This is a genomic window from Ochrobactrum sp. SSR (assembly GCF_030067775.1).
Taxonomy (GTDB): domain Bacteria; phylum Pseudomonadota; class Alphaproteobacteria; order Rhizobiales; family Rhizobiaceae; genus Brucella; species Brucella teleogrylli.
On sequence record NZ_CP125969.1, the window covers coordinates 1751744 to 1772170 of the forward strand.

Here is a 20427-nt window from a genome sequence, read left to right on the forward strand (position 1 = left end):
GCGAACCATGACAAATATCGCCTTCGAACCGGACAATGGCAGCGAAATTGCCGAACAGCGCGCGCCGATCATGCTGGAAAATGTGCGGCCGATTCCGCGCATTTCCATCCAGGCCTTTTGTGAAAACGAAAGCGTCGCTATTCCCATCGAACGTGCCGGCAACGACCGGCGCATGGCCAAGACGCATCTCAAAGTCTCCGGCGGCGGCATAGAAGCGGCCATCGAGTTCTACCAGACAGCCTCAACGCCCAATCTGATCATTGTCGAATCGTCGTCGGAACCGAGCATTCTGCTCGACGAGCTCCAGCGCCTGTCGGAGGTCTGCGATCCCGGTTCCAAGGTGCTCGTCATCGGCCACTCCAACGAAGTCTGGCTCTATCGCGAATTGCTGCGCCGCGGCGTATCGGAATATATCGTAGCGCCCGTTTCGCTAGCCGATGTTCTGGCCATCGTCTCATCGATATTTCTCGATCCGGGTGCCGAACCGCTTGGACGTTCCATCGCGGTTATCGGCGCGAAGGGCGGTGTCGGCGCATCGACCATCGCGCACAATGTTGCCTGGTCGATCTCGAACCTGTTCCGGCACGACGTGGTTCTGGCCGATATGGACCTGCCCTTCGGCACGGCCAATATCAATTTCGATCAAGACCCGACGCTCGGTATCGCCGATGCCGTGTTTTCGCCTGAACGGGTGGACGAGGTCTATCTCGACCGCCTTCTGGTGCAATATGGCGAACATCTCTCGATTCTCGCCGCCCCTTCCAGTCTGGAGCGCACCTTCGATTTTCAGGAAGACGCCTTTTCCGAAATAATCGATGTCGCCCAGCGCACCTCGCCGCTGGTGGTTCTCGATCTGGCGCATGGCTGGAACGGCTGGACCCGCACCACATTGATGCGGGCCGATGAAGTGGTGATCGTCGCAGCACCCGATCTCGCCAATCTGCGCAATACGAAGAACCTGCTCGACACGCTGGCGCAATTGCGCCCGAACGATCTGAAGCCGCATCTGGTGCTCAATCAGGTGGGTGTGCCGAAGCGCCCCGAAATTGCACTGTCGGACTTTTCCGAACCGCTCGGCATCGACCCGATTGCTGCCATCGAATTCGAACCGCAGCTTTTCGGCAATGCCGCCAATACCGGGCGCATGATCGCGGAAACCAGCCCCGACAGCCCGGTTTCTGCAACCATCACGCATTTAGCGCACGTGCTGACGGGACGGGCGGATGTCCAGCCGCGCAAGAAGAATGGCATCTCCGGTCTTTTGGGCAAATTTGCACGCAAGACGAAGTAACGGCGGAAAATCATGTTCGGCAAAAGAGGCAACGATTCAGGAAGCAAACAGGATGGCAGCATTGCAAAAGCAATCGCGCCTCAGCCTGTGCAGCGCACGGAGCCTGTTCAGCCGTCCCGCATGCAGGCCGCTGTTCCCACCACGCCTGCCAGACCTGCCCCGCCCACCAGCAGCGGGCGCGAGAAGACCGAAGGCTATTACGACACCAAAGCGCAGGTCTTTTCCGCGCTGATCGACACGATTGATCTGTCGCAGCTTTCGCGCATGGCGCCCGATACGGCGCGCGAGGAAATCCGCGATATCGTCAATGATATCATCGCCATCAAGAATTTCGTGATGTCGATTGCCGAGCAGGAAGAACTGCTCGACGACATATGCAACGATGTTCTGGGCTACGGTCCGCTGGAGCCATTGCTCGCCCGCGACGACATTGCCGATATCATGGTCAATGGTTCGCGCCACACCTATATCGAAGTCGATGGCAGGGTGCAGGAAACGGGTATCCGGTTTCGCGACAACCAGCAGCTTCTCAATATCTGCCAGCGCATCGTCAGCCAGGTCGGCAGGCGCGTCGATGAATCAAGCCCGATCTGCGATGCACGCCTGCCGGACGGGTCGCGCGTCAATGTCATCGCGTCCCCCCTGTCGCTTGACGGCCCGGCGCTCACCATCCGCAAATTCCGCAAGGACAAGCTGACGCTCGACCAGTTGGTGCGTTTCGGCGCGATTTCCAGCGCCGGTGCGGAACTGTTGCAGATCATCAGCCGCGTGCGCTGCAATGTCATCATTTCCGGCGGCACGGGTTCGGGCAAGACCACGCTTTTGAACTGCCTGACCCGCTATATCGATACGCATGAGCGCATCATCACTTGCGAAGATTCCGCCGAACTGCAATTGCAGCAGCCCCATGTCGTGCGCCTTGAAACCCGCCCGCCCAATCTGGAAGGCGAAGGCGAAGTGACCATGCGCGATCTGGTCAAAAACTGCCTGCGTATGCGCCCGGAGCGAATCATCGTCGGCGAAGTGCGCGGACCGGAAGTCTTCGATCTGCTGCAAGCCATGAATACCGGCCATGACGGCTCGATGGGCACCATCCACTCCAACAGCCCGCGCGAATGTCTCAGCCGTATGGAAGCCATGATCGCCATGGGCGGCTATGTGCTGCCGCAGAAGACCGTGCGCGAAATTCTGGTCAACTCCATCGATATCATCATTCAGGCGGCGCGCCTGCGGGACGGTTCGCGTCGCATTACCCATGTGACAGAAGTTGTCGGGCTGGAAGGCGACGTTATCATCACCCAGGATCTAATGCTTTACGACATCAAGGGCGAGGACGCATCCGGACGTATTCTCGGCACGCACAGTTCGACCGGCATTGGTCGTCCGGCCTTCTGGGAACGCGCGCGCTATTACAACGAAGATAGCCGCCTTGCCACTGTTCTCGACAGTATGGAGACGGTTGACTGATGACCGCCTCCCCCGTCAGCATTCTGATCTTCATTGTTCTGGCGGTGGTCGCCTGTGCTGCGCTCGCCTATGTGCTGTTCTATGACAGGCTGGCCAGCAAGGACCCCGCCTCGCGGCGGCTGGAAACCGTGCGCAACTATGCCGAACGCAGTGTCACCCGCAGCGAACGGGACAAAAACACCGATATCCAGAAACGCCGCAAACTGTTGCAAGACAATATCAAGGATCTCGAAGCGCGGCAGAAGCAGCGCGAGAAGAATCAGAAATACCCGCCGCTGCGCATCATGCTGACGCAGGCGGGCCTGAGCATCACGCTGCGCCAGTTCTATATCTATTCCGGCGTCACGGCCTTCACCGGCCTCCTGATCGGCTTTATTTTCGGCCTGCCGCTTCTGCTACTTCCCGGCATTGCCATTGCCTGCTTTTTCGGGCTGCCACGCTGGTTCGTGCTGCAAAAACGCAAGCGCCGCCTGAAGAAGTTTCTGGAAGAATTTCCAAACGCGCTCGACGTCATTGTCCGCGCGACAAGGGCGGGCCTGCCGCTCAACGATGGCTTGCGCCTGATCGCCAGCGAGGCGCTGGAGCCGGTCAAAGGCGAATTCAAGAAAGTCGTTGAAGCCCAGCAGATGGGTCTGTCGATCCCCGAAGCTGTTGGCAAGATGCCCGACAGCATGCCCTGCCCCGAAACCAACTTCTTCGCCATCGTGATCCAGATTCAGTCTCAGGCGGGCGGCAATCTTTCCGAAGCGCTGAACAATCTGTCCAAGGTGCTGCGTGATCGCAAGAAGATGAAAGCCAAGGTCGATGCGCTTTCGATGGAAGCAAAGGCATCAGCCGCCATCATCGGCGCGCTGCCCTTTATCGTCATGGTGCTGGTCTATCTGACCAGTCCGCAATATATGACGCTGCTTTTCACGTCATCAACCGGCCATATGCTGTTAGGCATTGCCGCCGTGCTGATGGCGACCGGCATCTTCATCATGAAGAACATGATCAATTTCGATATGTGAGGCGCAGACCATGTTTTCTCTCCTCATCGAAAAACTAAGCGACCCGCAATTTCTGATCGCCATGCTGATCACGGTTGCGGTTTTCGCCGCCATCGTCACTGTTGTCATGCCGGTCCTCAGCACCAGTGTTTTGAAATCACGCATGAAATCGGTCGCCACCGAGCGCGAGGCCATCCGCTCGCGCGAACGCGCGCGGCTAGCAACGGAAAACGACCGGCGCAACAGCCTGCGTCACCAACAGAAGCAGGGCATTCGCGACTTCGTCGAAAGGCTCGATCTGAAAAAGGCGCTGGCCGACGAAAAGACGATTGCAGCACTCAGAACCGCCGGTTTTCGCGGGCAAAACCCGCTCAACATCTTCCTGTTTCTGCGCTTCGTGCTGCCTTTCGGCGCGATGACGCTGGCAGCCTTTTACGTCTTCGTGCTTGGCAATCTGCCGGAGCACTCATTCTTCGTCCGGATTTTCGTCTGTATTCTGGCCGGTTATGCCGGGTTCTATGCGCCGAACCTCTATGTTTCCAACAAGGCGGCCAAGCGCAAGCAGTCGATCCGCCGGGCCTGGCCGGATGCGCTCGACCTGATGCTGATCTGCGTCGAATCGGGCATGTCGGTTGAAGCAGCCTTTCGCAAGGTGGCCGACGAAATCGGCATACAATCGGTGGAACTGGCGGAAGAACTGATGCTCACCAATGCCGAGCTGTCATTCCTGCCCGAGCGCCGTCAGGCCTATGATAATCTCGCCAGCCGTACCGGCGTCGATCAGGTGAAATCGGTTTCGCAGGCGCTTATTCAGGCAGAGCGTTACGGTACGCCGGTGTCGCAGGCGCTCAGAACGCTTTCTCAGGAAAGCCGCGATCTGCGCATGCTGGAAGCGGAAAAGAAAGCGGCAGCCCTGCCGCCGAAACTGACCGTGCCGATGATCGTGTTCTTCCTGCCGGTGCTGTTCATCGTCATTCTTGGCCCGGCCTTCATCCAGATCGCCGCGCAGGGCGGACTGTTCGGTCCGCGCTGATGCATCGCCGGATGTAAGAACGTCAGCCCTTCGGCTTGTCCTTGAGCATGTTCCAGGAGTTCTGCTGCGCCAGCATGGAACGCAGATAATCCGTGTTGGCCTTGGCCTGTTGCGGCGAAAGCTCCTGCGCGGCAATGGTTTCCGCTTCCTGAAAACGCCCCTGCAATCCGACTGAAAGCGCCAGATTCTGACGCACGCGGCTATCCGCGCCAGGCAGAACGGACGCCTGCCGGAAATAGTTTTCCGCCGCCTTGGAATCACCGGCGAGAAGATAGGACATGCCCATATTGGAGAGTACCGACGGTTCGTTCGGCTTGATCTGTAGCGCCTTCTGATACATGGCGCGGGCCTGATCCCGATTGCCCATCTGGTCGAGAATGGCACCTTCGGCGGAGACGAGTTTCCAGTCGGGATAGGCCGGGTTCTGCGCACGGCGAATGGCATCAAGTGCGGTGTCGAACTGGCCCGCACCGGCCAGCGCCTTGCCATAGGCGGCAAGCACCTGCTGATCCTTCGGATAGGTGATGACCAGCGCGCGCATGACGGCCAGAGCCTGATCGTTGCGGCCAAGTCGTATCAGCACGCCTGCATAATTGAGCGCTGTGCCACGGTCCTTGGGGTTGCGCTCATATTGCGCGCCAAGACGGCCCGCCATCGCGGCAAGCTGTGCGTCGTTCATGTGATCGAAAGTGGCTGCGGTTTCGACGCGTCGCACCGAACCTGTCGTAGTGCGGTCCACCGTGTTGCAGCCGGTGAGGACAAGCGCTGAAAGGATAGAAGCCACGCCAAGGCGGAAACCAGCGCCGCCCATTACACCGATGTTGAGCATCCCGCCTCCAATATCGACCGGCGCTACGCCCCGGTCCATCAAGCCCGATTTCTCCTTCATCAATAATCCGTTAACCCTAATGATTGGTTAACAAGCCCTGCATGCACCTGTTTTCAAACGAGGCGAAGCACTCTATCTGTTTTCAAAACTGCCTTGATCGGAAAGAGTGCCATGTCTGTCGAACTCATTGCCCAAAAGTCGGAACAAAGCCGTCCAATCTGGTTTACGAAAAAGGGGCAACTGGAAGAAAACACGCTTCCTGCCCCGGTGATCGCTTGGGCGAAAGCCCATGATTTCGACGGAGAGGCGGGCAAGGTTCTGGTTCTGCCGGGACCGGACGGCGCGATCTCCGGCGCGCTGTTCGGCATTGGCGACGGTGCCAAAGGTGGTCAGTCGCAACTGCTTGCAGGCAAACTCGCACGCAGCCTGCCGGAAGGTGACTGGCATTTCGAAAATGCTGGCGACGAGGCCGGGCTGGCGGCGCTCGCCTTCCTGATGGGCGGCTATCATTTCTCGCGCTACCGCAAGGCAAATGGCAAGACAATCCGTCTTGCTCTGCCAAGCGGTGTTGATGAAGCCGAGACGAAGCGCATCGCCGCAGCGGTTACACTCACGCGTGATCTCATCAACACGCCGACCAACGACATGGGACCGGACGCGCTGGAAAAAGCCGCACGCGAACTGGCCAGCGAACATGGCGCGAAGGTGAGCGTCACGGAAGGCGATGCTCTTCTGGAACAGAATTTCCCGATGATCCATGCGGTCGGACGCGCAGGCGCGATTGCGCCACGTCTGATCGACATCACATGGGGCAAGGAAAGCGATCCGAAAGTCACGCTGGTCGGCAAGGGCGTCTGCTTCGATACGGGCGGTCTCGATATCAAGCCCGCAAGCGGCATGTTGCTCATGAAAAAGGATATGGGCGGCGCTGCCAATGTGCTCGGCCTTGCCGCCATCGTCATGGGCGCAAAACTGGCCGTGCGGTTGCGCGTACTAATCCCGGCGGTCGAGAATTCAATTGCCGGAAATGCGTTCCGTCCGGGCGATGTTCTGCAAAGCCGCAAGGGACTGACCGTCGAAATAGGCAATACGGATGCGGAAGGCAGGCTGGTGCTGGCGGATGCTCTGGCGCTGGCCGACGAGGAAGAACCGGAATTGCTGATTGATATGGCGACCCTGACCGGTGCAGCGCGTGTGGCGCTCGGTCCTGACCTGCCACCGTTCTTCACCCATGACAATGCGCTGGCGGAAGCCATTGCCGCCAAGGCCGAGGAAACCGCCGATCCGCTGTGGCGCATGCCGCTCTGGCAGCCCTATGCGCAAAAACTGTCGTCACGCATTGCCGATATCAACAACGTCACCACTGACGGTTTTGCCGGATCGGTGACGGCAGCCTTGTTCCTCAGCCGCTTTGTCGAAAAAGCAAAGGCGCATGCGCATTTCGATATTTTCGGCTGGGTGCCGGTGGAAAAACCCGCCTCACCGGTCGGCGGTGAAGCGCAGGCGATCCGTGCGCTCTATCTGTTGCTCAAGGAACGCTACGCTTGATGTTTATCAATCGAAGGCTTCACCGGGATAAACACCCCATAGCTCCGACTGCTTGATCCAGCCGCGCACGCCGCTGACATCCATGCGGCACCATTGACCGGTGCACTGGCGCACGGTGCCGACAACACCCGGTTCGATATCGGCAGCGACTGCTGCCGTATCATTGGCATCGCGGCGCATGGTGATCATCTTGCCCTGGTCGTTCTTCAGCCAGGGCGCGGTGATCGCTGTGCGCTTGCCGGACAGGAGCGACTGGTAGACCCAGCCTTCTGTGCCGTCGGCATCGCGGATACGCCGCCAGTTGTCATATTCCTGAATGATCTCGACCGGCAGCCCGGCCTTCATGAACAGCCAAGACACCGGATAGTCGCGCCCCGGCCCGATGCGCAGGTTGACGCGTGCCGGTTTGAGGCTGACGAAGCGCGGCACAGGCAGTCCGCTTGCGCCCGTGGCGGTGCCAGTTGCTTCCGTTTCGGCTGCATGCGCGCTGATCGGCGCTGCCGCGAACAGCAGCCCCAGACACGCCGCAAAGGCCATGAAAAAGCGCTTTACCGAGATGCTCTGAGCCAAAAACCTTTGGGGAAGTACTCTATTCACTGCGCCTCTCGCCGTCCTGTTCTTTACTCAAGACGGTCATGCCTTCAGCGGAAGCGTAAAACGGCGGGGGCTGTCCGGCATCGCGACCGTCTTGTTTATCGGTCCTGTTTTTCTTTGTCTTTGCCCCGCCGCCTTGATAGAGATGAGCAGCCGAAGCAATATCCCATATTGCACCTTCTTGGTTAAGGAGGTCTCAACATGAAGCTTCAGCACAGAAGTTCGCCCGGAAGCGGGCTTAGAAAACGGGGTGGAGATGTCGAACAAAAAGAAGCCGCTGGTCGTTCTTACGAGAAAACTGCCGGACCCGGTGGAAACCCGAATGCGGGAATTGTTCGATGCACGTCTCAATATAGACGACCACCGTATGACCCAGCCGGAAATCATCGCCGCGCTGAAAGAGGCCGATGTTCTCGTGCCCTGCATCACCGATGTGATCGACGCCGCCGCCATTGAACAGGCGGGACCCAATCTCAAGCTGATCGCCAATTTCGGCAATGGCGTCGATAATATCGATGTAGCCGCCGCTGCAAAGCGCGGCATTACCGTAACCAACACGCCGAATGTGCTCACCGAAGATACCGCCGACATGACGCTGGCGCTGCTTCTGTCGGCCCCGCGCCGCCTTGTCGAAGGCGCGAATGTGCTGAACGAGCGCGATGGCAAATGGCCGGGCTGGTCGCCGACATGGATGCTCGGACGCCGCATCTGGGGCAAGCGCCTCGGCATTGTCGGCATGGGCCGCATCGGCACCGCCGTGGCGCGTCGCGCCAAGGCTTTCGGCTTGTCGATCCATTATCACAATCGCAAACGCGTCAGCCCGCAGGTCGAGGAAGAGCTGGAAGCGACCTATTGGGACAGCCTCGACCAGATGCTGGCCCGCATGGACATTATCTCGGTCAATTGCCCTTCGACGCCGGCCACATTTCATCTGCTCTCGGCCCGTCGCATCGCGCTGATGCAGCCGACGGCCTATCTGGTCAACACGGCGCGGGGCCAGATCATCGATGAAAACGCCTTGATCGATCTGATCGAGCAAGGCCGCATCGCCGGTGCCGGGCTGGACGTGTTCGAGAACGAACCTGCGGTCAATCCGCGCCTGCTGGCGCTTGCCGAAAAGGGCAAGGTCGTGCTGCTGCCACATATGGGTTCAGCCACGATTGAAGGCCGCATCGATATGGGTGACAAGGTCATCATCAATATCAAGGCCTTCGTCGACGGACACCGGACGCCGGATCGGGTTCTTCCAAACCGGGTTTAAGTTCGGCTGTTCGTTTTTCCATCAATGAATTTCAGAACCGTGTGGGCGTAAAGCCGGGGATTTTCCACCGGCACGCCGTGGCCGGAATCAGGCAGGATAATCAGTTCTGCACCGGGAATCTGGCTGGCGATGAATTCCGTATGTTCGCGCGTGACGGCTGTATCGTGATCGCCGATCACGATGGCGGTGCGCACCTTTATCTGTGACAGGTCTTCATCGGTATAGTTCGGTTCATTCGCCCAGAGCGCATGAATTTCCTTGTCGATGCTTTCGTAGTGGCGAAGTTCAGGGATGGGCCGACCCTCGGCCATCGCTTCGATATAGCCGGTATTGCCCTCAGGTGAGACATTGGCAGCCTGCGCGAACAGGCTGTTCAGGCGCTCAGGGTAACGCATGGCGATATCGAGCCCGATAATGCCGCCATCGCTCCAGCCCACCAGATCGACCTTGTCGATATGCAGAAAGTCCATGAGCGCCACATAATCGTCAGCCATCAGGCCATAAGTCAGCGGTTCAGTCGTGCGGGTGGAACGCCCCTGCCCGCGACTGTCGGCGACGATCACCGTATGATGACGCGCCAATATCGGCAGTTGCGCATCCCAGACATGCTGGTCGGACAGACCGCCCGGTATCAGCAGGATCGGCGGTCCCTTACCGACGATCCGGTAATACATTTCGATACCGTTGACTTCGGCAAAGGCGGCTGGCGAAGCGGGAATGGTCACGCGCGCTATCCTTTCGGATGAAACCGCTGAAGGGATGAGGACAGCAAGACCAAGCGCCATGGCGACAAAGCCTGCACCTTGAAACATCCTGTTTCCCGTCATCGGCCCGACCTTTCATGGACCTGTTTAAAGCAGTCGCTGCGCAATCAGGGTCTGCGGATCAGCGTCGGCAGATCATAGAGATAAGCGATGCGCTTGATCGCATCCTGCAACGGTTCCAGCGTCACGGTCATGGTGTGACCGCTCGCATGGATCAGCATGTCGGGCGCAGCGCAGATCGCGACATGCCCCTTCCAGAAAACAAGATCGCCACGCTGGAGATTGGAATAATCCGCATTCGGCTCCACCACCGTGCCCAGCGTATTTTGCTGCATGTCGGAATCGCGCAGAACCTTGCGGCCCGCGACCCACATGGCAAGCTGAACCAGACCGGAACAATCAATGCCGAAGCCGGACGTGCCGCCCCAAAGATAGGGCGTATGCAACAGCGTTTCCGCCACGGCCACATAGTCGGCAGCGTGTTCGCCGATTGGCGCCAGATGGCTTGCAATCATCGCCTCGCCGCTTTCCAGCACGGCATAAGGAGTGCCGCGCGTTTCGGCAGCGCCCACGATCCGCACGCGTGAACCAAGCGACAGCGCCTGTGTGTGCGGAAAACGCAAATCGGAGCCGGGATAGACAAAGGTTCGCGGCACGATGACCATATGGGTGGCTTCGCCCTGCGGTTTTTCGATGAACGACGCCGAGACATAACCCGTATAACCGTCACGCTCGGCCTGCACCCAACACCAGCCGTCCATTTCCTCGAAAACGCGCACCGTGTCGCCAAAAATGATCTGGGTCTGGGGTCCGCTGTCCGGGCGCGGCTGCGACCGGAGATCAACCACCGGCGCGGTCACCTGCATTTCGGTTCCGGCTATAAAGCGGGCCGCCTGCACCCGGTCGTTCAATCGCTCATCGGCGAGATCGGCGCGATAGGCATTGAGGCGGCGGTCGAGCGTGGTCACATCGGAACTCATGGGCAGACACTCATAAAGGTAACTCTCTGGCTTTGGCGATCACCAGATCGCCCAGTCGTTCAACATAAAGCGCACCGGCGACGGTTCTCTTAACTAGCACATTTCGCCGGTCTTTTTCATCACGATGACGGGATAGAAGGTCGAGCGTACCCATCGTGTCGAGCGCGCGCGTGACCACCGGCTTGGTGACATCCAGTTTTGCCGCAAGCCCCCGCACCGTATGCGGCGGCGGCTCCAGATAGATTGTCAGAAGAATAGCGGTCTGCCGCGTCGTGAGATCTGGCATCTCGTCACGTATCTGCCCAAGCGACAGGGTCTTCAGCAATGTCAGTGCCTGTATCGGCTTCATCTCAACCGGCATCCGCTATCCTCTACACCAAGGATTGTTTCGGAACCGTTTTATTCAACCCGCTTTCGCTGTTTCTGGCAAGAACTTTATGGCAGCTAACAAAAAAGCGGCCGAAGCCGCTTATCAGTAATCCGTCAGGATCGAACTGTCACTGCGTCTTGCGACGGAGGCGAACGATAATGTCCACATTGACGATTTCCATGCCTTCCGGTGCGTCGGGCATATTGGCAACCGTCGGCTGGCCGCGTTCGCCATGCGGAATATCGAACACGACATTTTCCCCTTCGAGGAAAAAGTGCTGATGGTCCGAAATATTCGTGTCGAAATAGGTCTTGGAGCCTTCCACCGCGATGATGCGGAGCATTCCGGCTTCCGTGAACTGGTGCAATGTGTTGTAAACGGTAGCGAGAGACACCGGCACATCCGCCATGACCGCCTGTTCGTGGAGGTCTTCAGCGGACAGGTGGCGATCACCTTGCGAAAAAATCAGACTGGCAAGCGCAACGCGCTGGCGCGTCGGACGCAGGCCGCAATCGCGGAGCCGTTCTTCCATAGAGACCGTCGAGTGGGTATGTGTAGACTGCATATTCACCGCTGGTTCCGTTACAAGCTTGTAGCAAATTCGTCAAAGATTGAACGGGCTGTTGCCCATTGCATACTGACATTGATATATGCCGTTGCGAAATAAGTATCAATAGGCTTGGAGTTTGCCCGTTTTTTCGGGAAAATCCATTGCATATTTTTATGGTCGCTAAGGTTTTGTACGGGAACCAGTCTGTGATAGGGGTGTTCCGACTTAACGACCAGAAAGAGATAGAGCGGTTTGGGCGTTTGCGCTAAAACCGTTCCGAATGACAACCGGGCCGGATTGCCGGCCGATAGCGAATAAACCTCAAGGGAGGCGAAATGGCAGAACAGAAATCAAGCTACGGGTATGAAGAACTCCTCAGCTGCGGGCGCGGCGAGATGTTCGGCCCCGGCAATGCCCAGCTTCCCCTGCCGCCAATGCTGATGGTGCACCGCATCACCGATATTTCCGAAACCGGTGGAGAGTTCGGCAAGGGTTATATCCGCGCCGAATACGACGTGCGCCCTGACGACTGGTATTTTCCATGCCATTTCCAGGGCAACCCGATCATGCCGGGCTGCCTCGGCCTTGACGGCATGTGGCAGCTGACCGGCTTCTTCCTTGGCTGGCTCGGCGAACCGGGCCGCGGCATGGCGCTTTCGACCGGCGAAGTGAAATTCAAGGGCATGGTGCGCCCGCACACCAAGCTTCTCGAATATGGCATCGACTTCAAGCGCGTCATGCGCGGACGTCTTGTGCTCGGCACCGCCGATGGCTGGCTGAAAGCCGATGGCGAAACCATTTACAAGGCCACCGATCTGCGCGTCGGCCTTTCAAGGGAAGGCGACGGACAATAATCGTCTGAACCAACCATTATTCACGGGCGCGACGGCAAAAACGAACAGTTTTTATGCGGTCGCGCTCAAAACATGCGAAGATCGCACCTATGTAACGGCGACGAGGCAGTCTTGACCCAAGCGACTGCCGCTCGACGAGCAAAGGTGTAAAGGAGAACGCGATGCGGCGTGTGGTCGTAACGGGTATGGGGATCGTATCCTCGATTGGCAACAACACCGAAGAGGTGACGGCCTCGCTGCGCGAAGCCAAATCCGGCATCTCGCGTGCGGAAGAATATGCCGAACTGGGTTTCCGCTGCCAGGTGCACGGCGCACCGAAGATCGATGTCGAATCCCTCGTGGACCGTCGCGCCATGCGCTTCCACGGTCGCGGCACCGCCTGGAATCACATCGCCATGGATCAGGCGATTGCCGATGCTGGTCTTTCGGAAGACGAAGTCTCCAACGACCGCACCGGCATCATCATGGGTTCGGGCGGTCCTTCCACCCGCACCATCGTTGATTCCGCTGATATCACCCGTGAAAAGGGCCCGAAGCGCGTCGGTCCGTTCGCCGTGCCGAAGGCCATGAGCTCGACGGCGTCCGCGACGCTGGCGACCTTCTTCAAGATCAAGGGCATCAACTATTCGATCTCTTCGGCCTGCGCGACATCCAACCATTGCATCGGCAATGCGTTCGAGATGATCCAGTATGGCAAGCAGGACCGCATGTTTGCGGGCGGCTGCGAAGATCTCGACTGGACGCTTTCGGTGCTATTCGACGCCATGGGCGCGATGGCGACCAAGTATAACGACACGCCTGCCACCGCATCACGCGCTTATGACAAGAACCGCGACGGCTTTGTGATTGCAGGCGGCGCTGGCGTTCTGGTGCTGGAAGATCTCGAAACCGCGCTTGCGCGCGGCGCCAAGATCTATGGCGAAATCGTCGGCTATGGCGCAACGTCTGACGGCTACGACATGGTCGCTCCATCCGGCGAAGGCGCGATCCGCTGCATGAAGATGGCGCTTTCGACCGTCAAGACCAAGATCGACTACATCAACCCGCACGCAACCTCTACGCCTGCTGGTGATGCGCCGGAAATCGACGCCATCCGTCAGGTGTTCGGCTCGGGCGACGCCTGCCCGCCGATTGCCGCGACCAAGTCGCTGACCGGCCATTCGCTGGGCGCAACGGGCGTGCAGGAAGCGATCTATTCGCTTTTGATGATGCAGAATAATTTCATTTGCGAAAGCGCGCATATCGAAGAATTGGACCCTGCCTTCGCGGACATGCCTATCGTCCGCAAGCGCATCGATAATGCTCAGCTCAATACCGTGCTCTCCAACTCCTTCGGGTTTGGCGGCACCAATGCGACGCTGGTTTTCCAGCGCTACCAGAGCTGAGGGAGAGGGGAATATGGAAGGTTTGATGCAAGGAAAACGCGGCCTCATCATGGGGGTCGCGAATAATCATTCTCTGGCATGGGGCATCTCGAAGCAACTGGCCGCACAGGGCGCAGAACTCGCTTTCACCTATCAGGGCGATGCGCTGGGCAAGCGCGTGAAGCCGCTGGCCGAACAGGTCGGCTCGGACCTCGTCCTGCCCTGCGATGTCGAAGACATTTCTACGGTCGATGCGGTTTTTGCCGAAATCGAGAAGAAGTGGGGCAAGCTCGATTTCATCGTTCACGCCATCGGTTTTTCCGACAAGACCGAACTGAAGGGCCGTTACGCAGACGTCACCACGCGCGATAATTTCAGCCGGACCATGGTGATTTCCGCCTACTCCTTCACGGAAATGGCGCAGCGCGCTGAAAGGCTGATGAAGGACGGCGGTTCGATCCTGACGCTGACCTATGGCGGCTCGACCCGCACGATCCCGAACTACAACGTTATGGGCGTTGCCAAGGCGGCGCTTGAAGCCATGGTTCGCTATCTGGCTGCCGATTACGGCCCGCAGGGCATCCGCGTCAACGCTATTTCGGCTGGCCCGGTGCGCACGCTGGCCGGTGCTGGCATCGGCGATGCGCGCGCGATCTTCAGCTATCAGCGCCGCAATTCGCCGCTACGCCGCACTGTTGATATTGACGATGTCGGCAAATCGGCAGTCTATCTGCTGTCCGATCTGTCGAGCGGCGTGACTGGCGAAATCCATTATGTGGATTCCGGCTACAACATCGTTTCAATGCCGACGCTGGAAGAGCTGAAAAGCTCCGACGCCGAACGCGGCGAATAAGTATTCCGGAAACAAAAAAGCCGCCCTTCGGGGCGGCTTTTTTGCTTCACTTCTTCGCATCGAAGATTTTGAAACCGTCTGCTTCTTCCAGTGTCGTCACCGACTTGAACAGGCCCTTGAGGGTCACCTCATAGGGTAGCTGCCGGTTGGCGACCATCAGCAGGCGACCGCCCGGCTTCAGCCGCGACGCTGCAGCCGAGATAAAGCTCTGGCCAAGCGAAACATCCGTCACGCGCCCTTCATGGAACGGCGGGTTCATGATGACGGTATCGTAGATGCCGGTCACCTTCTCGCTGGTAATATCGAACCAGTTGAAGGAAATCGGCACCGAAGCGCGCAAGCGCTCCAAATTGCCGCGTGCGGCCTCCAGCGCCTCATAATCCGCCTCGAACAGATCGATGGACTTGATGCGGTCGGCATATTTCGAGCTCTGCGCTGCGAGATAACCCCAGCCCGCGCCAAAATCCGCTACATTGCCGAACACGATCTTTTCCATATGCGGGACCAACAGCGCCGAGCCCTTGTCGATGGCGCCGTGCGAAAACATGCCCGGTTCGGTGCGGAACACATCATCAATTGCGCTTTCCAGCGGGCGCAGCGCCGCGATGAAGTCGTCGTCCAGATCGGCGGGACGCTGCAGCCAGAAGGCCACCGCGTGGTTCTTTGACATCCGGTCGCTGATTTCGGCGATATTGCCCACCCATTTGCGGAAACTATCGACGCCAAGCTTCTTGTCCCCGCAAACGACGATCCACCCGCCCGGCTGAACACGCGCCAAAAGCTCGGAGAACCACGCCTCGTTGCGTCCACGGTGTTTTCCGAGCAGGAGTAGCCCGCCGTTAAAACGGCTCTCTGTGGCCAATCTCGGCTCTGCGCGAAAGCCTTCCTTGCCCAGCGCCAGAAAATCTGGACGCCATGGTTGCAGGCAAGTCAGGATCTGCTTCCATTCAGGATCGAGAAGCCGGTCGGCGGAAAGGCCGCATGCGAGAAAGGATTGCCCATCTTCGGGCGTATCGAGAATGCCCTGCTCGAAGGGAAGGAAGAGTGTTTTCTGTGCCGGTGTCATCATGATCGTTCTTTAACCCGCAAGATCGCATCCGAAAAGTCCGCGCGACCCCTATGATTCCCGTGAAACAACAAAAAAGCGCGCCCGAGGGCGCGCTTTCAGATTTCATAAGCGATGCAGGGCTTATTCAGCGTCTGCCTCTGCCTTCTTTTCAGCAACGACTTCCTTGCCGGTTTCCTGATCGACGACCTTCATCGACAGGCGAACCTTGCCACGTTCGTCGAACCCCATGAGCTTGACCCAGACCTTCTGGCCTTCCTTGACCACATCGGTGGTCTTGGCAACGCGGTCGGCAGCCAGCTGCGAGATGTGAACCAGACCGTCACGCGGGCCGAAGAAGTTCACGAAAGCGCCGAAGTCGGCGGTCTTGACGACCGTGCCTTCGTAAATTTCGCCGACTTCCGGCTCAGCAACAATCGAGTGAATCCACTTCTTGGCGGCTTCGATTTCCTTGCCGTTCGACGAAGCGATCTTCACCGTGCCGTCGTCTTCGATGTTGATCTTGGCACCGGTCTTTTCCACGATTTCGCGGATGACCTTGCCGCCCGAACCGATAACATCACGGATCTTGTCAGTCGGGATGTTCATCACTTCGATGCGCGGAGCGAATTCGCCGAGTTCTTCACGCGACGTGGACAGAGCCTTGCTCATTTCGCCGAGAATATGAATGCGACCACCCTTGGCCTGCTCCAGAGCGACCTTCATGATCTCTTCGGTGATACCGTCGATCTTGATGTCCATCTGAAGTGCGGTGATGCCGTTTTCAGTACCGGCAACCTTGAAGTCCATGTCGCCGAGGTGATCTTCATCGCCGAGAATATCGGAAAGAACAGCATAACGCTCGCCTTCCTTGATCAGGCCCATGGCGATACCGGCAACCGGACGTGCAAGCGGAACGCCGGCGTCCATCAGAGCGAGCGAGGTGCCGCAAACGGTCGCCATCGAGGAGGAACCGTTGGATTCGGTGATCTCGGAAACCGAACGGATCGTGTAAGGGAACTGTTCGGCAGCTGGCAGCATCGGGTGGATAGCGCGCCATGCGAGCTTGCCATGACCAACTTCACGACGGCCCGGCGAACCCATACGGCCGGTTTCACCAACCGAATATGGCGGGAAGTTGTAGTGCAGCATGAAGGATTCTTTGTACGTACCGGTCAGAGAATCGATCATCTGTTCGTCTTCGCCGGTGCCGAGCGTGGCAACAACGATTGCCTGCGTTTCGCCGCGGGTGAACAGCGCCGAGCCGTGGGTGCGCGGCAGAAGGCCAACTTCCGAGACGATTGCACGAACGGTCTTCAGGTCGCGGCCATCGATACGGTTGCCCGTGTCGAGAATGTTCCAGCGAACGATCTTCGCCTGCAGGTGCTTGAAGACAGTCGCAAAGCTTTCAGCCGAGAATTCCGGTTCTTCAACGCCTTCAGGGAAGAAGTGAGCCTTCGCCTTGGCCTTTGCAGCGTCAACAGCAACGTAACGAGCCTGCTTTTCGGTGATCTTGTAAGCGTCGCGCAGGTCGTTCTCCACAACGGCCAGCATCTTGGCTTCGAGGTCCGACAGGTCTTCCGGCTGGAAGTCGCGCGGTTCCTTGGCAGCAACTTCAGCAAGCTTGATGATCGCGTCGATCACCGGCTGGAAGCTCTTCTGGCCGAAAACGACGGCGCCGAGCATGACTTCTTCGGAAAGTTCCTGCGCTTCCGATTCAACCATCAGCACGGCATCAGCCGTACCGGCAACAACCAGATCGAGCTTCGATTCCGGCATTTCGTCGATATTCGGGTTCAGAACATATTCGCCGTTGATGTAACCAACGCGCGCACCACCGATCGGGCCCATGAAAGGAACGCCGGAAAGGGTCAGTGCTGCGGAAGCTGCAACCATCGACAGGACGTCGGGGTTGTTTTCGAGATCGTGCTGAACAACGGTCAGAACAACCTGCGTGTCGTTCTTGTAGCCATCGACGAAGAGCGGACGGATCGGACGGTCGATCAGGCGCGAAACGAGGGTTTCGTTTTCGCTCGGACGACCTTCACGCTTGAAGAAACCGCCCGGGATCTTGCCGGCAGCATAGGTCTTTTCCTGATAATTGACCGTCAGCGGGAAGAAATCCTGACCAGGCTTCGGTTCCTTGGCAGAAACGACAGTCGCCAGAACGACGGTTTCGCCATAGGTTGCGAGAACTGCACCGTCAGCCTGACGCGCGATCTTGCCGGTTTCGAGCGTGAGCGGACGACCGCCCCATTCGATTTCCACTTTGTGGGTATTGAACATATCTTGTCCTCATAGGGAGACGCCGCGCCAGGCGCTAAGGCATCTCCGTGGTTGGTGGACGGGCCACGGGCAAGACAACGGGGAGCTCGGGGGAGAGCGAACTACCTGCAATCCTGCCCCATGACTGGTCCATGTCATGAGCCTTTTCGGCTCTCGGGCAACCCGATCCGGCCTTGTTTCGTCCGGGGCGGGAAATAAGGGCATATGCCCTATTCTCTGTTTCTCCGCATTACCCTACGCAAACCGCTTCGCGCTCTTGTTGGGAATGCTTTAAAAATCAAACGGGCGACGTTCATCACGTCGCCCGATTTACCGTTAACGGCGCAGGCCGAGACGGCTGATCAGCGCCTGGTAGCGCGCTGCGTCCACGCCTTTGACATAGTCAAGAAGACGGCGGCGCTGCGAAACCAGCTTCAAAAGGCCGCGACGCGAATGATTGTCATTCTTGTGGCCCTTGAAGTGTTCGGTGAGGTTGGCGATACGCTCGGAAAGAACGGCAACCTGAACTTCAGGAGAACCGGTGTCACCTTCCTTGGTGGCGTATTCCTTGATAAGTGCTTGCTTGCGCTCAGCAGTAATCGACATCGTAAACCCTTTCTTGATGAGAGGAAAAACAGACGCCCAGGCCGGGATGTCGTCCAGCGCGGGCCAACTTACACGATCTGATCTGCATTTCTGCGGGATCGCTGTTGGGGCATATAGTGCAAAAACGGCAAGAATACCAGCATCAAATACGCCCCGGCAGTTGCGAGGACTTTTTAGGTAGCAGTGAAAACTCGCTTCGGCTTGAACTGACCATGCTCGATATAGCCGATGGCTAGCAGTTTTCCGCGTGCCGTGACGCACGCTTCGTCCGCTTCCAGCGGGGCATCGCGACCACGCAGGATAACCGGATTGCCGAGGCGAACGCGCTGCGCCTGATCGTCGGTCAGCGGCACCTGCGGCAGACAATCGAGCGCAGCGCCCGTATCGATCACCAGAGCATCAAGGCCCGAGAAATCGCGGCGCGGCGCGGGTTCGAGCACATTGCCATCCTCGTCTTTCGGCGGCAGCGGCGGCCAGACGGCTTCCAGTTCCGAGAGCGTGACAAAGTCTTCTTCCGTGAACGGCGCGACTTCGATGCGGCGCAGTTCGGAAATATGACCAAAGCAGCCAAGATCGCGGCCCATATCGCGCGCCAGTGAGCGCACATAGGTGCCCTTGGAGCACTCGACCTCGAACGAGGTGCGGTTGTCGTCGTGGAATTCGACGATTTCCAGACGGTCGATCTCGACTTCGCGTGCCGGAATCTCCACCGTTTCGCCTTCACGGGCGAGATCATAGGCGCGTTCACCGTCGATCTTGATGGCGGAGAACTGCGGCGGGATCTGCGAAATGAGGCCGGTATAGTTCGGCAGCAGGGCCTCAACTTCTTCACGCGACGGACGCTTGTCGGAGGTCTTGGTCGGCTGACCTTCAAGGTCGTCGGTCGAGCGTTCCTCGCCCCAGGTCACCGTGAAACGATAGACCTTGGTTCCGTCCATGACATAAGGCACGGTCTTGGTGGCTTCGCCCAGAGCAATCGGCAGCATGCCGGATGCGAGCGGGTCGAGTGTGCCGGCATGACCGGCCTTCTCGGCGTTGAACAGCCACTTGATCTTCGAGACCGCTTCGGTCGATCCCATACCTTTCGGCTTGTCGAAAATAACCCAACCGGAAACCGGACGGCCTTTTTTCTTACCCCGTCTTGCCATGCTTTATTTGTCTCCATTGCGGGAGGTTTCATCCTCGCCAGCGTCTTCATCGTTATGCGCAAGATCGCGCGCCACTTCCGGCGAACGCAGAAGTGCGTCGATCTTCGAAAAATTGTCGAAACTCGTGTCGGAGCGAAAGCGGAACTCCGGCATGTATTTCATCTGGCCAAGGACTGGCGCCATGCGTCCGCGAATGAATTTCGCGTTTGCGGCCAAAGCCTTGACGATAGACTGCGGGTCAACATTGCCAAGCGGCATGATGAAACAGGTGGCGATCTTCAGGTCGGGCGACATGCGCACTTCCGAAACGGAAATGACGGTGCGCTCGATCAGATCGTCACGGATTTCATTGCGCTGGAGCAATTGCGCCAATGCATGGCGCACCTGTTCGCCAACGCGAAGCTGGCGCTGCGAAAGACCGCCTGAGCCTTTTGGGTCCGGGGAACGTGCCATAGCTAAATCCTCGATGAACAGCCATCGACCGACGTTCAGCCTCTCAGGCTGTCCGACGACACGGCTTGAAAATTATGGGCGTAACTTACCACAATTCAGATGGGAGTCAGACCCTCGGAACCGGGCATTAGAGCGCGTTTCGATCTGAATGAATCACATCGGC

21 protein-coding genes are annotated in these 20427 nt (G+C 58.3%); 9 read left to right on the forward strand and 12 right to left on the reverse strand.

Features of this window, described 5'->3' with window-relative positions; translation table 11 throughout:
• Positions 1-7 precede the first annotated feature (7 nt).
• The 4 genes from QLQ11_RS08255 to QLQ11_RS08270 are packed head-to-tail and all read left to right on the forward strand — an operon-like array spanning position 8 to position 4780.
• Positions 8-1291 carry a CpaE family protein gene (locus QLQ11_RS08255; protein WP_124915148.1) on the forward strand — a complete coding sequence of 428 codons (1284 nt, stop codon included), beginning with the start codon at positions 8-10 and terminating at the stop codon, positions 1289-1291.
• 12 nt (positions 1292-1303) lie between these two features.
• Positions 1304-2758: a CpaF family protein gene (locus tag QLQ11_RS08260; RefSeq protein WP_109370124.1), complete on the forward strand. Its 1455-nt coding sequence runs from the start codon at positions 1304-1306 to the stop codon at positions 2756-2758.
• Positions 2758-3768, forward strand: a complete 1011-nt coding sequence (locus tag QLQ11_RS08265; RefSeq protein ID WP_109370123.1) for a type II secretion system F family protein — start codon at positions 2758-2760, stop codon at positions 3766-3768. Before QLQ11_RS08260 ends, QLQ11_RS08265 begins: the two co-directional genes overlap by 1 nt.
• Positions 3769-3778: 10 nt before the next feature.
• Complete coding sequence (locus QLQ11_RS08270; RefSeq protein ID WP_109370122.1) at positions 3779-4780, forward strand: type II secretion system F family protein; 1002 nt, start codon at positions 3779-3781, stop codon at positions 4778-4780.
• 22 nt (positions 4781-4802) lie between these two features.
• On the opposite strand, the gene QLQ11_RS08275 is transcribed toward QLQ11_RS08270, so the two are convergent.
• Positions 4803-5609, reverse strand: coding sequence for a tetratricopeptide repeat protein (locus tag QLQ11_RS08275; RefSeq protein ID WP_109370348.1), 807 nt, complete (start codon positions 5607-5609; stop codon positions 4803-4805).
• A gap of 171 nt (positions 5610-5780) precedes the next feature.
• Between QLQ11_RS08275 and QLQ11_RS08280 the strand changes: the two genes are divergently transcribed.
• Positions 5781-7157 carry a M17 family metallopeptidase gene (locus QLQ11_RS08280; protein ID WP_109370121.1) on the forward strand — a complete coding sequence of 459 codons (1377 nt, stop codon included), beginning with the start codon at positions 5781-5783 and terminating at the stop codon, positions 7155-7157.
• A 6-nt stretch (positions 7158-7163) separates the two neighbouring features.
• Here the strand turns inward: QLQ11_RS08280 and QLQ11_RS08285 are convergent, their stop codons facing one another.
• Positions 7164-7694 carry an SH3 domain-containing protein gene (locus QLQ11_RS08285; RefSeq protein WP_109370347.1) on the reverse strand — a complete coding sequence of 177 codons (531 nt, stop codon included), beginning with the start codon at positions 7692-7694 and terminating at the stop codon, positions 7164-7166.
• A 96-nt stretch (positions 7695-7790) separates the two neighbouring features.
• Positions 7791-7967, reverse strand: coding sequence for a hypothetical protein (locus QLQ11_RS08290; protein ID WP_180917932.1), 177 nt, complete (start codon positions 7965-7967; stop codon positions 7791-7793).
• A gap of 40 nt (positions 7968-8007) precedes the next feature.
• On the opposite strand from QLQ11_RS08290, the gene QLQ11_RS08295 reads away from it, so the two are divergent.
• Positions 8008-9012, forward strand: coding sequence for a D-glycerate dehydrogenase (locus QLQ11_RS08295; RefSeq protein WP_109370120.1), 1005 nt, complete (start codon positions 8008-8010; stop codon positions 9010-9012).
• Here QLQ11_RS08295 and QLQ11_RS08300 read toward each other — a convergent pair.
• The 4 genes from QLQ11_RS08300 to irrA form a co-directional block, all read right to left on the reverse strand.
• Positions 9009-9839 carry an alpha/beta fold hydrolase gene (locus tag QLQ11_RS08300; protein ID WP_244597181.1) on the reverse strand — a complete coding sequence of 277 codons (831 nt, stop codon included), beginning with the start codon at positions 9837-9839 and terminating at the stop codon, positions 9009-9011. The two genes, QLQ11_RS08295 and QLQ11_RS08300, sit on opposite strands and share 4 nt — an antisense overlap.
• Before the next feature lie 44 nt (positions 9840-9883).
• The gene (locus tag QLQ11_RS08305) at positions 9884-10756 is read right to left on the reverse strand and encodes an NlpC/P60 family protein (RefSeq protein WP_109370118.1); all 873 of its coding nucleotides are present in this window, start codon (positions 10754-10756) and stop codon (positions 9884-9886) included.
• A 10-nt stretch (positions 10757-10766) separates the two neighbouring features.
• On the reverse strand, positions 10767-11117 hold the full coding sequence (locus QLQ11_RS08310) for a MarR family transcriptional regulator (RefSeq protein WP_109370117.1): 351 nt from the start codon (positions 11115-11117) through the stop codon (positions 10767-10769).
• A gap of 136 nt (positions 11118-11253) precedes the next feature.
• Positions 11254-11691: an iron response transcriptional regulator IrrA gene (gene irrA / locus QLQ11_RS08315; protein ID WP_109370116.1), complete on the reverse strand. Its 438-nt coding sequence runs from the start codon at positions 11689-11691 to the stop codon at positions 11254-11256.
• A 320-nt stretch (positions 11692-12011) separates the two neighbouring features.
• On the opposite strand from irrA, the gene fabA reads away from it, so the two are divergent.
• From fabA to fabI, 3 genes are all read left to right on the forward strand, one after another.
• On the forward strand, positions 12012-12530 hold the full coding sequence (gene fabA, locus QLQ11_RS08320; RefSeq protein ID WP_109370115.1) for a 3-hydroxyacyl-[acyl-carrier-protein] dehydratase FabA: 519 nt from the start codon (positions 12012-12014) through the stop codon (positions 12528-12530).
• A 161-nt stretch (positions 12531-12691) separates the two neighbouring features.
• Complete coding sequence (gene fabB, locus QLQ11_RS08325; RefSeq protein ID WP_109370114.1) at positions 12692-13915, forward strand: beta-ketoacyl-ACP synthase I; 1224 nt, start codon at positions 12692-12694, stop codon at positions 13913-13915.
• Positions 13916-13928: 13 nt separating this feature from the next.
• Positions 13929-14747 (forward strand): enoyl-ACP reductase FabI, encoded by an 819-nt coding sequence (gene fabI / locus QLQ11_RS08330; RefSeq protein WP_109370113.1) that lies wholly within the window; start codon positions 13929-13931, stop codon positions 14745-14747.
• 46 nt (positions 14748-14793) lie between these two features.
• On the opposite strand, the gene QLQ11_RS08335 is transcribed toward fabI, so the two are convergent.
• From QLQ11_RS08335 to rbfA, 5 genes are all read right to left on the reverse strand, one after another.
• Positions 14794-15816 (reverse strand): class I SAM-dependent methyltransferase, encoded by a 1023-nt coding sequence (locus tag QLQ11_RS08335; protein ID WP_283736000.1) that lies wholly within the window; start codon positions 15814-15816, stop codon positions 14794-14796.
• A gap of 120 nt (positions 15817-15936) precedes the next feature.
• A complete protein-coding gene (gene pnp, locus QLQ11_RS08340; protein WP_109370111.1) occupies positions 15937-18078 on the reverse strand; it encodes a polyribonucleotide nucleotidyltransferase in 2142 nt (713 codons plus the stop codon).
• 315 nt (positions 18079-18393) lie between these two features.
• Complete coding sequence (gene rpsO / locus QLQ11_RS08345; RefSeq protein ID WP_109370110.1) at positions 18394-18663, reverse strand: 30S ribosomal protein S15; 270 nt, start codon at positions 18661-18663, stop codon at positions 18394-18396.
• A gap of 173 nt (positions 18664-18836) precedes the next feature.
• Positions 18837-19811, reverse strand: a complete 975-nt coding sequence (truB, locus tag QLQ11_RS08350; RefSeq protein WP_109370109.1) for a tRNA pseudouridine(55) synthase TruB — start codon at positions 19809-19811, stop codon at positions 18837-18839.
• A gap of 3 nt (positions 19812-19814) precedes the next feature.
• Positions 19815-20264 (reverse strand): 30S ribosome-binding factor RbfA, encoded by a 450-nt coding sequence (rbfA, locus tag QLQ11_RS08355; RefSeq protein ID WP_109370108.1) that lies wholly within the window; start codon positions 20262-20264, stop codon positions 19815-19817.
• Positions 20265-20427 lie beyond the last annotated feature (163 nt).

What these genes read in the sequence shown, in the direction of transcription:
- QLQ11_RS08305 (WP_109370118.1), bottom strand. Translation starts at nt 10,756, where the DNA reads ATGAGTTCCGATGTGACCACGCTCGACCGCCGCCTCAATGCCTATCGC.
- truB (WP_109370109.1), bottom strand. Translation starts at nt 19,811, where the DNA reads ATGGCAAGACGGGGTAAGAAAAAAGGCCGTCCGGTTTCCGGTTGGGTT.
- QLQ11_RS08285 (WP_109370347.1), bottom strand. Translation starts at nt 7,694, where the DNA reads ATGGCCTTTGCGGCGTGTCTGGGGCTGCTGTTCGCGGCAGCGCCGATC.
- rpsO (WP_109370110.1), bottom strand. Translation starts at nt 18,663, where the DNA reads ATGTCGATTACTGCTGAGCGCAAGCAAGCACTTATCAAGGAATACGCC.
- fabA (WP_109370115.1), top strand. Translation starts at nt 12,012, where the DNA reads ATGGCAGAACAGAAATCAAGCTACGGGTATGAAGAACTCCTCAGCTGC.
- QLQ11_RS08265 (WP_109370123.1), top strand. Translation starts at nt 2,758, where the DNA reads ATGACCGCCTCCCCCGTCAGCATTCTGATCTTCATTGTTCTGGCGGTG.
- QLQ11_RS08275 (WP_109370348.1), bottom strand. Translation starts at nt 5,609, where the DNA reads ATGCTCAACATCGGTGTAATGGGCGGCGCTGGTTTCCGCCTTGGCGTG.
- irrA (WP_109370116.1), bottom strand. Translation starts at nt 11,691, where the DNA reads ATGCAGTCTACACATACCCACTCGACGGTCTCTATGGAAGAACGGCTC.
- QLQ11_RS08270 (WP_109370122.1), top strand. Translation starts at nt 3,779, where the DNA reads ATGTTTTCTCTCCTCATCGAAAAACTAAGCGACCCGCAATTTCTGATC.
- QLQ11_RS08335 (WP_283736000.1), bottom strand. Translation starts at nt 15,816, where the DNA reads ATGATGACACCGGCACAGAAAACACTCTTCCTTCCCTTCGAGCAGGGC.
- pnp (WP_109370111.1), bottom strand. Translation starts at nt 18,078, where the DNA reads ATGTTCAATACCCACAAAGTGGAAATCGAATGGGGCGGTCGTCCGCTC.
- QLQ11_RS08295 (WP_109370120.1), top strand. Translation starts at nt 8,008, where the DNA reads ATGTCGAACAAAAAGAAGCCGCTGGTCGTTCTTACGAGAAAACTGCCG.
- QLQ11_RS08300 (WP_244597181.1), bottom strand. Translation starts at nt 9,839, where the DNA reads ATGACGGGAAACAGGATGTTTCAAGGTGCAGGCTTTGTCGCCATGGCG.
- QLQ11_RS08310 (WP_109370117.1), bottom strand. Translation starts at nt 11,117, where the DNA reads ATGCCGGTTGAGATGAAGCCGATACAGGCACTGACATTGCTGAAGACC.
- rbfA (WP_109370108.1), bottom strand. Translation starts at nt 20,264, where the DNA reads ATGGCACGTTCCCCGGACCCAAAAGGCTCAGGCGGTCTTTCGCAGCGC.
- fabI (WP_109370113.1), top strand. Translation starts at nt 13,929, where the DNA reads ATGGAAGGTTTGATGCAAGGAAAACGCGGCCTCATCATGGGGGTCGCG.
- QLQ11_RS08260 (WP_109370124.1), top strand. Translation starts at nt 1,304, where the DNA reads ATGTTCGGCAAAAGAGGCAACGATTCAGGAAGCAAACAGGATGGCAGC.
- QLQ11_RS08280 (WP_109370121.1), top strand. Translation starts at nt 5,781, where the DNA reads ATGTCTGTCGAACTCATTGCCCAAAAGTCGGAACAAAGCCGTCCAATC.
- fabB (WP_109370114.1), top strand. Translation starts at nt 12,692, where the DNA reads ATGCGGCGTGTGGTCGTAACGGGTATGGGGATCGTATCCTCGATTGGC.
- QLQ11_RS08255 (WP_124915148.1), top strand. Translation starts at nt 8, where the DNA reads ATGACAAATATCGCCTTCGAACCGGACAATGGCAGCGAAATTGCCGAA.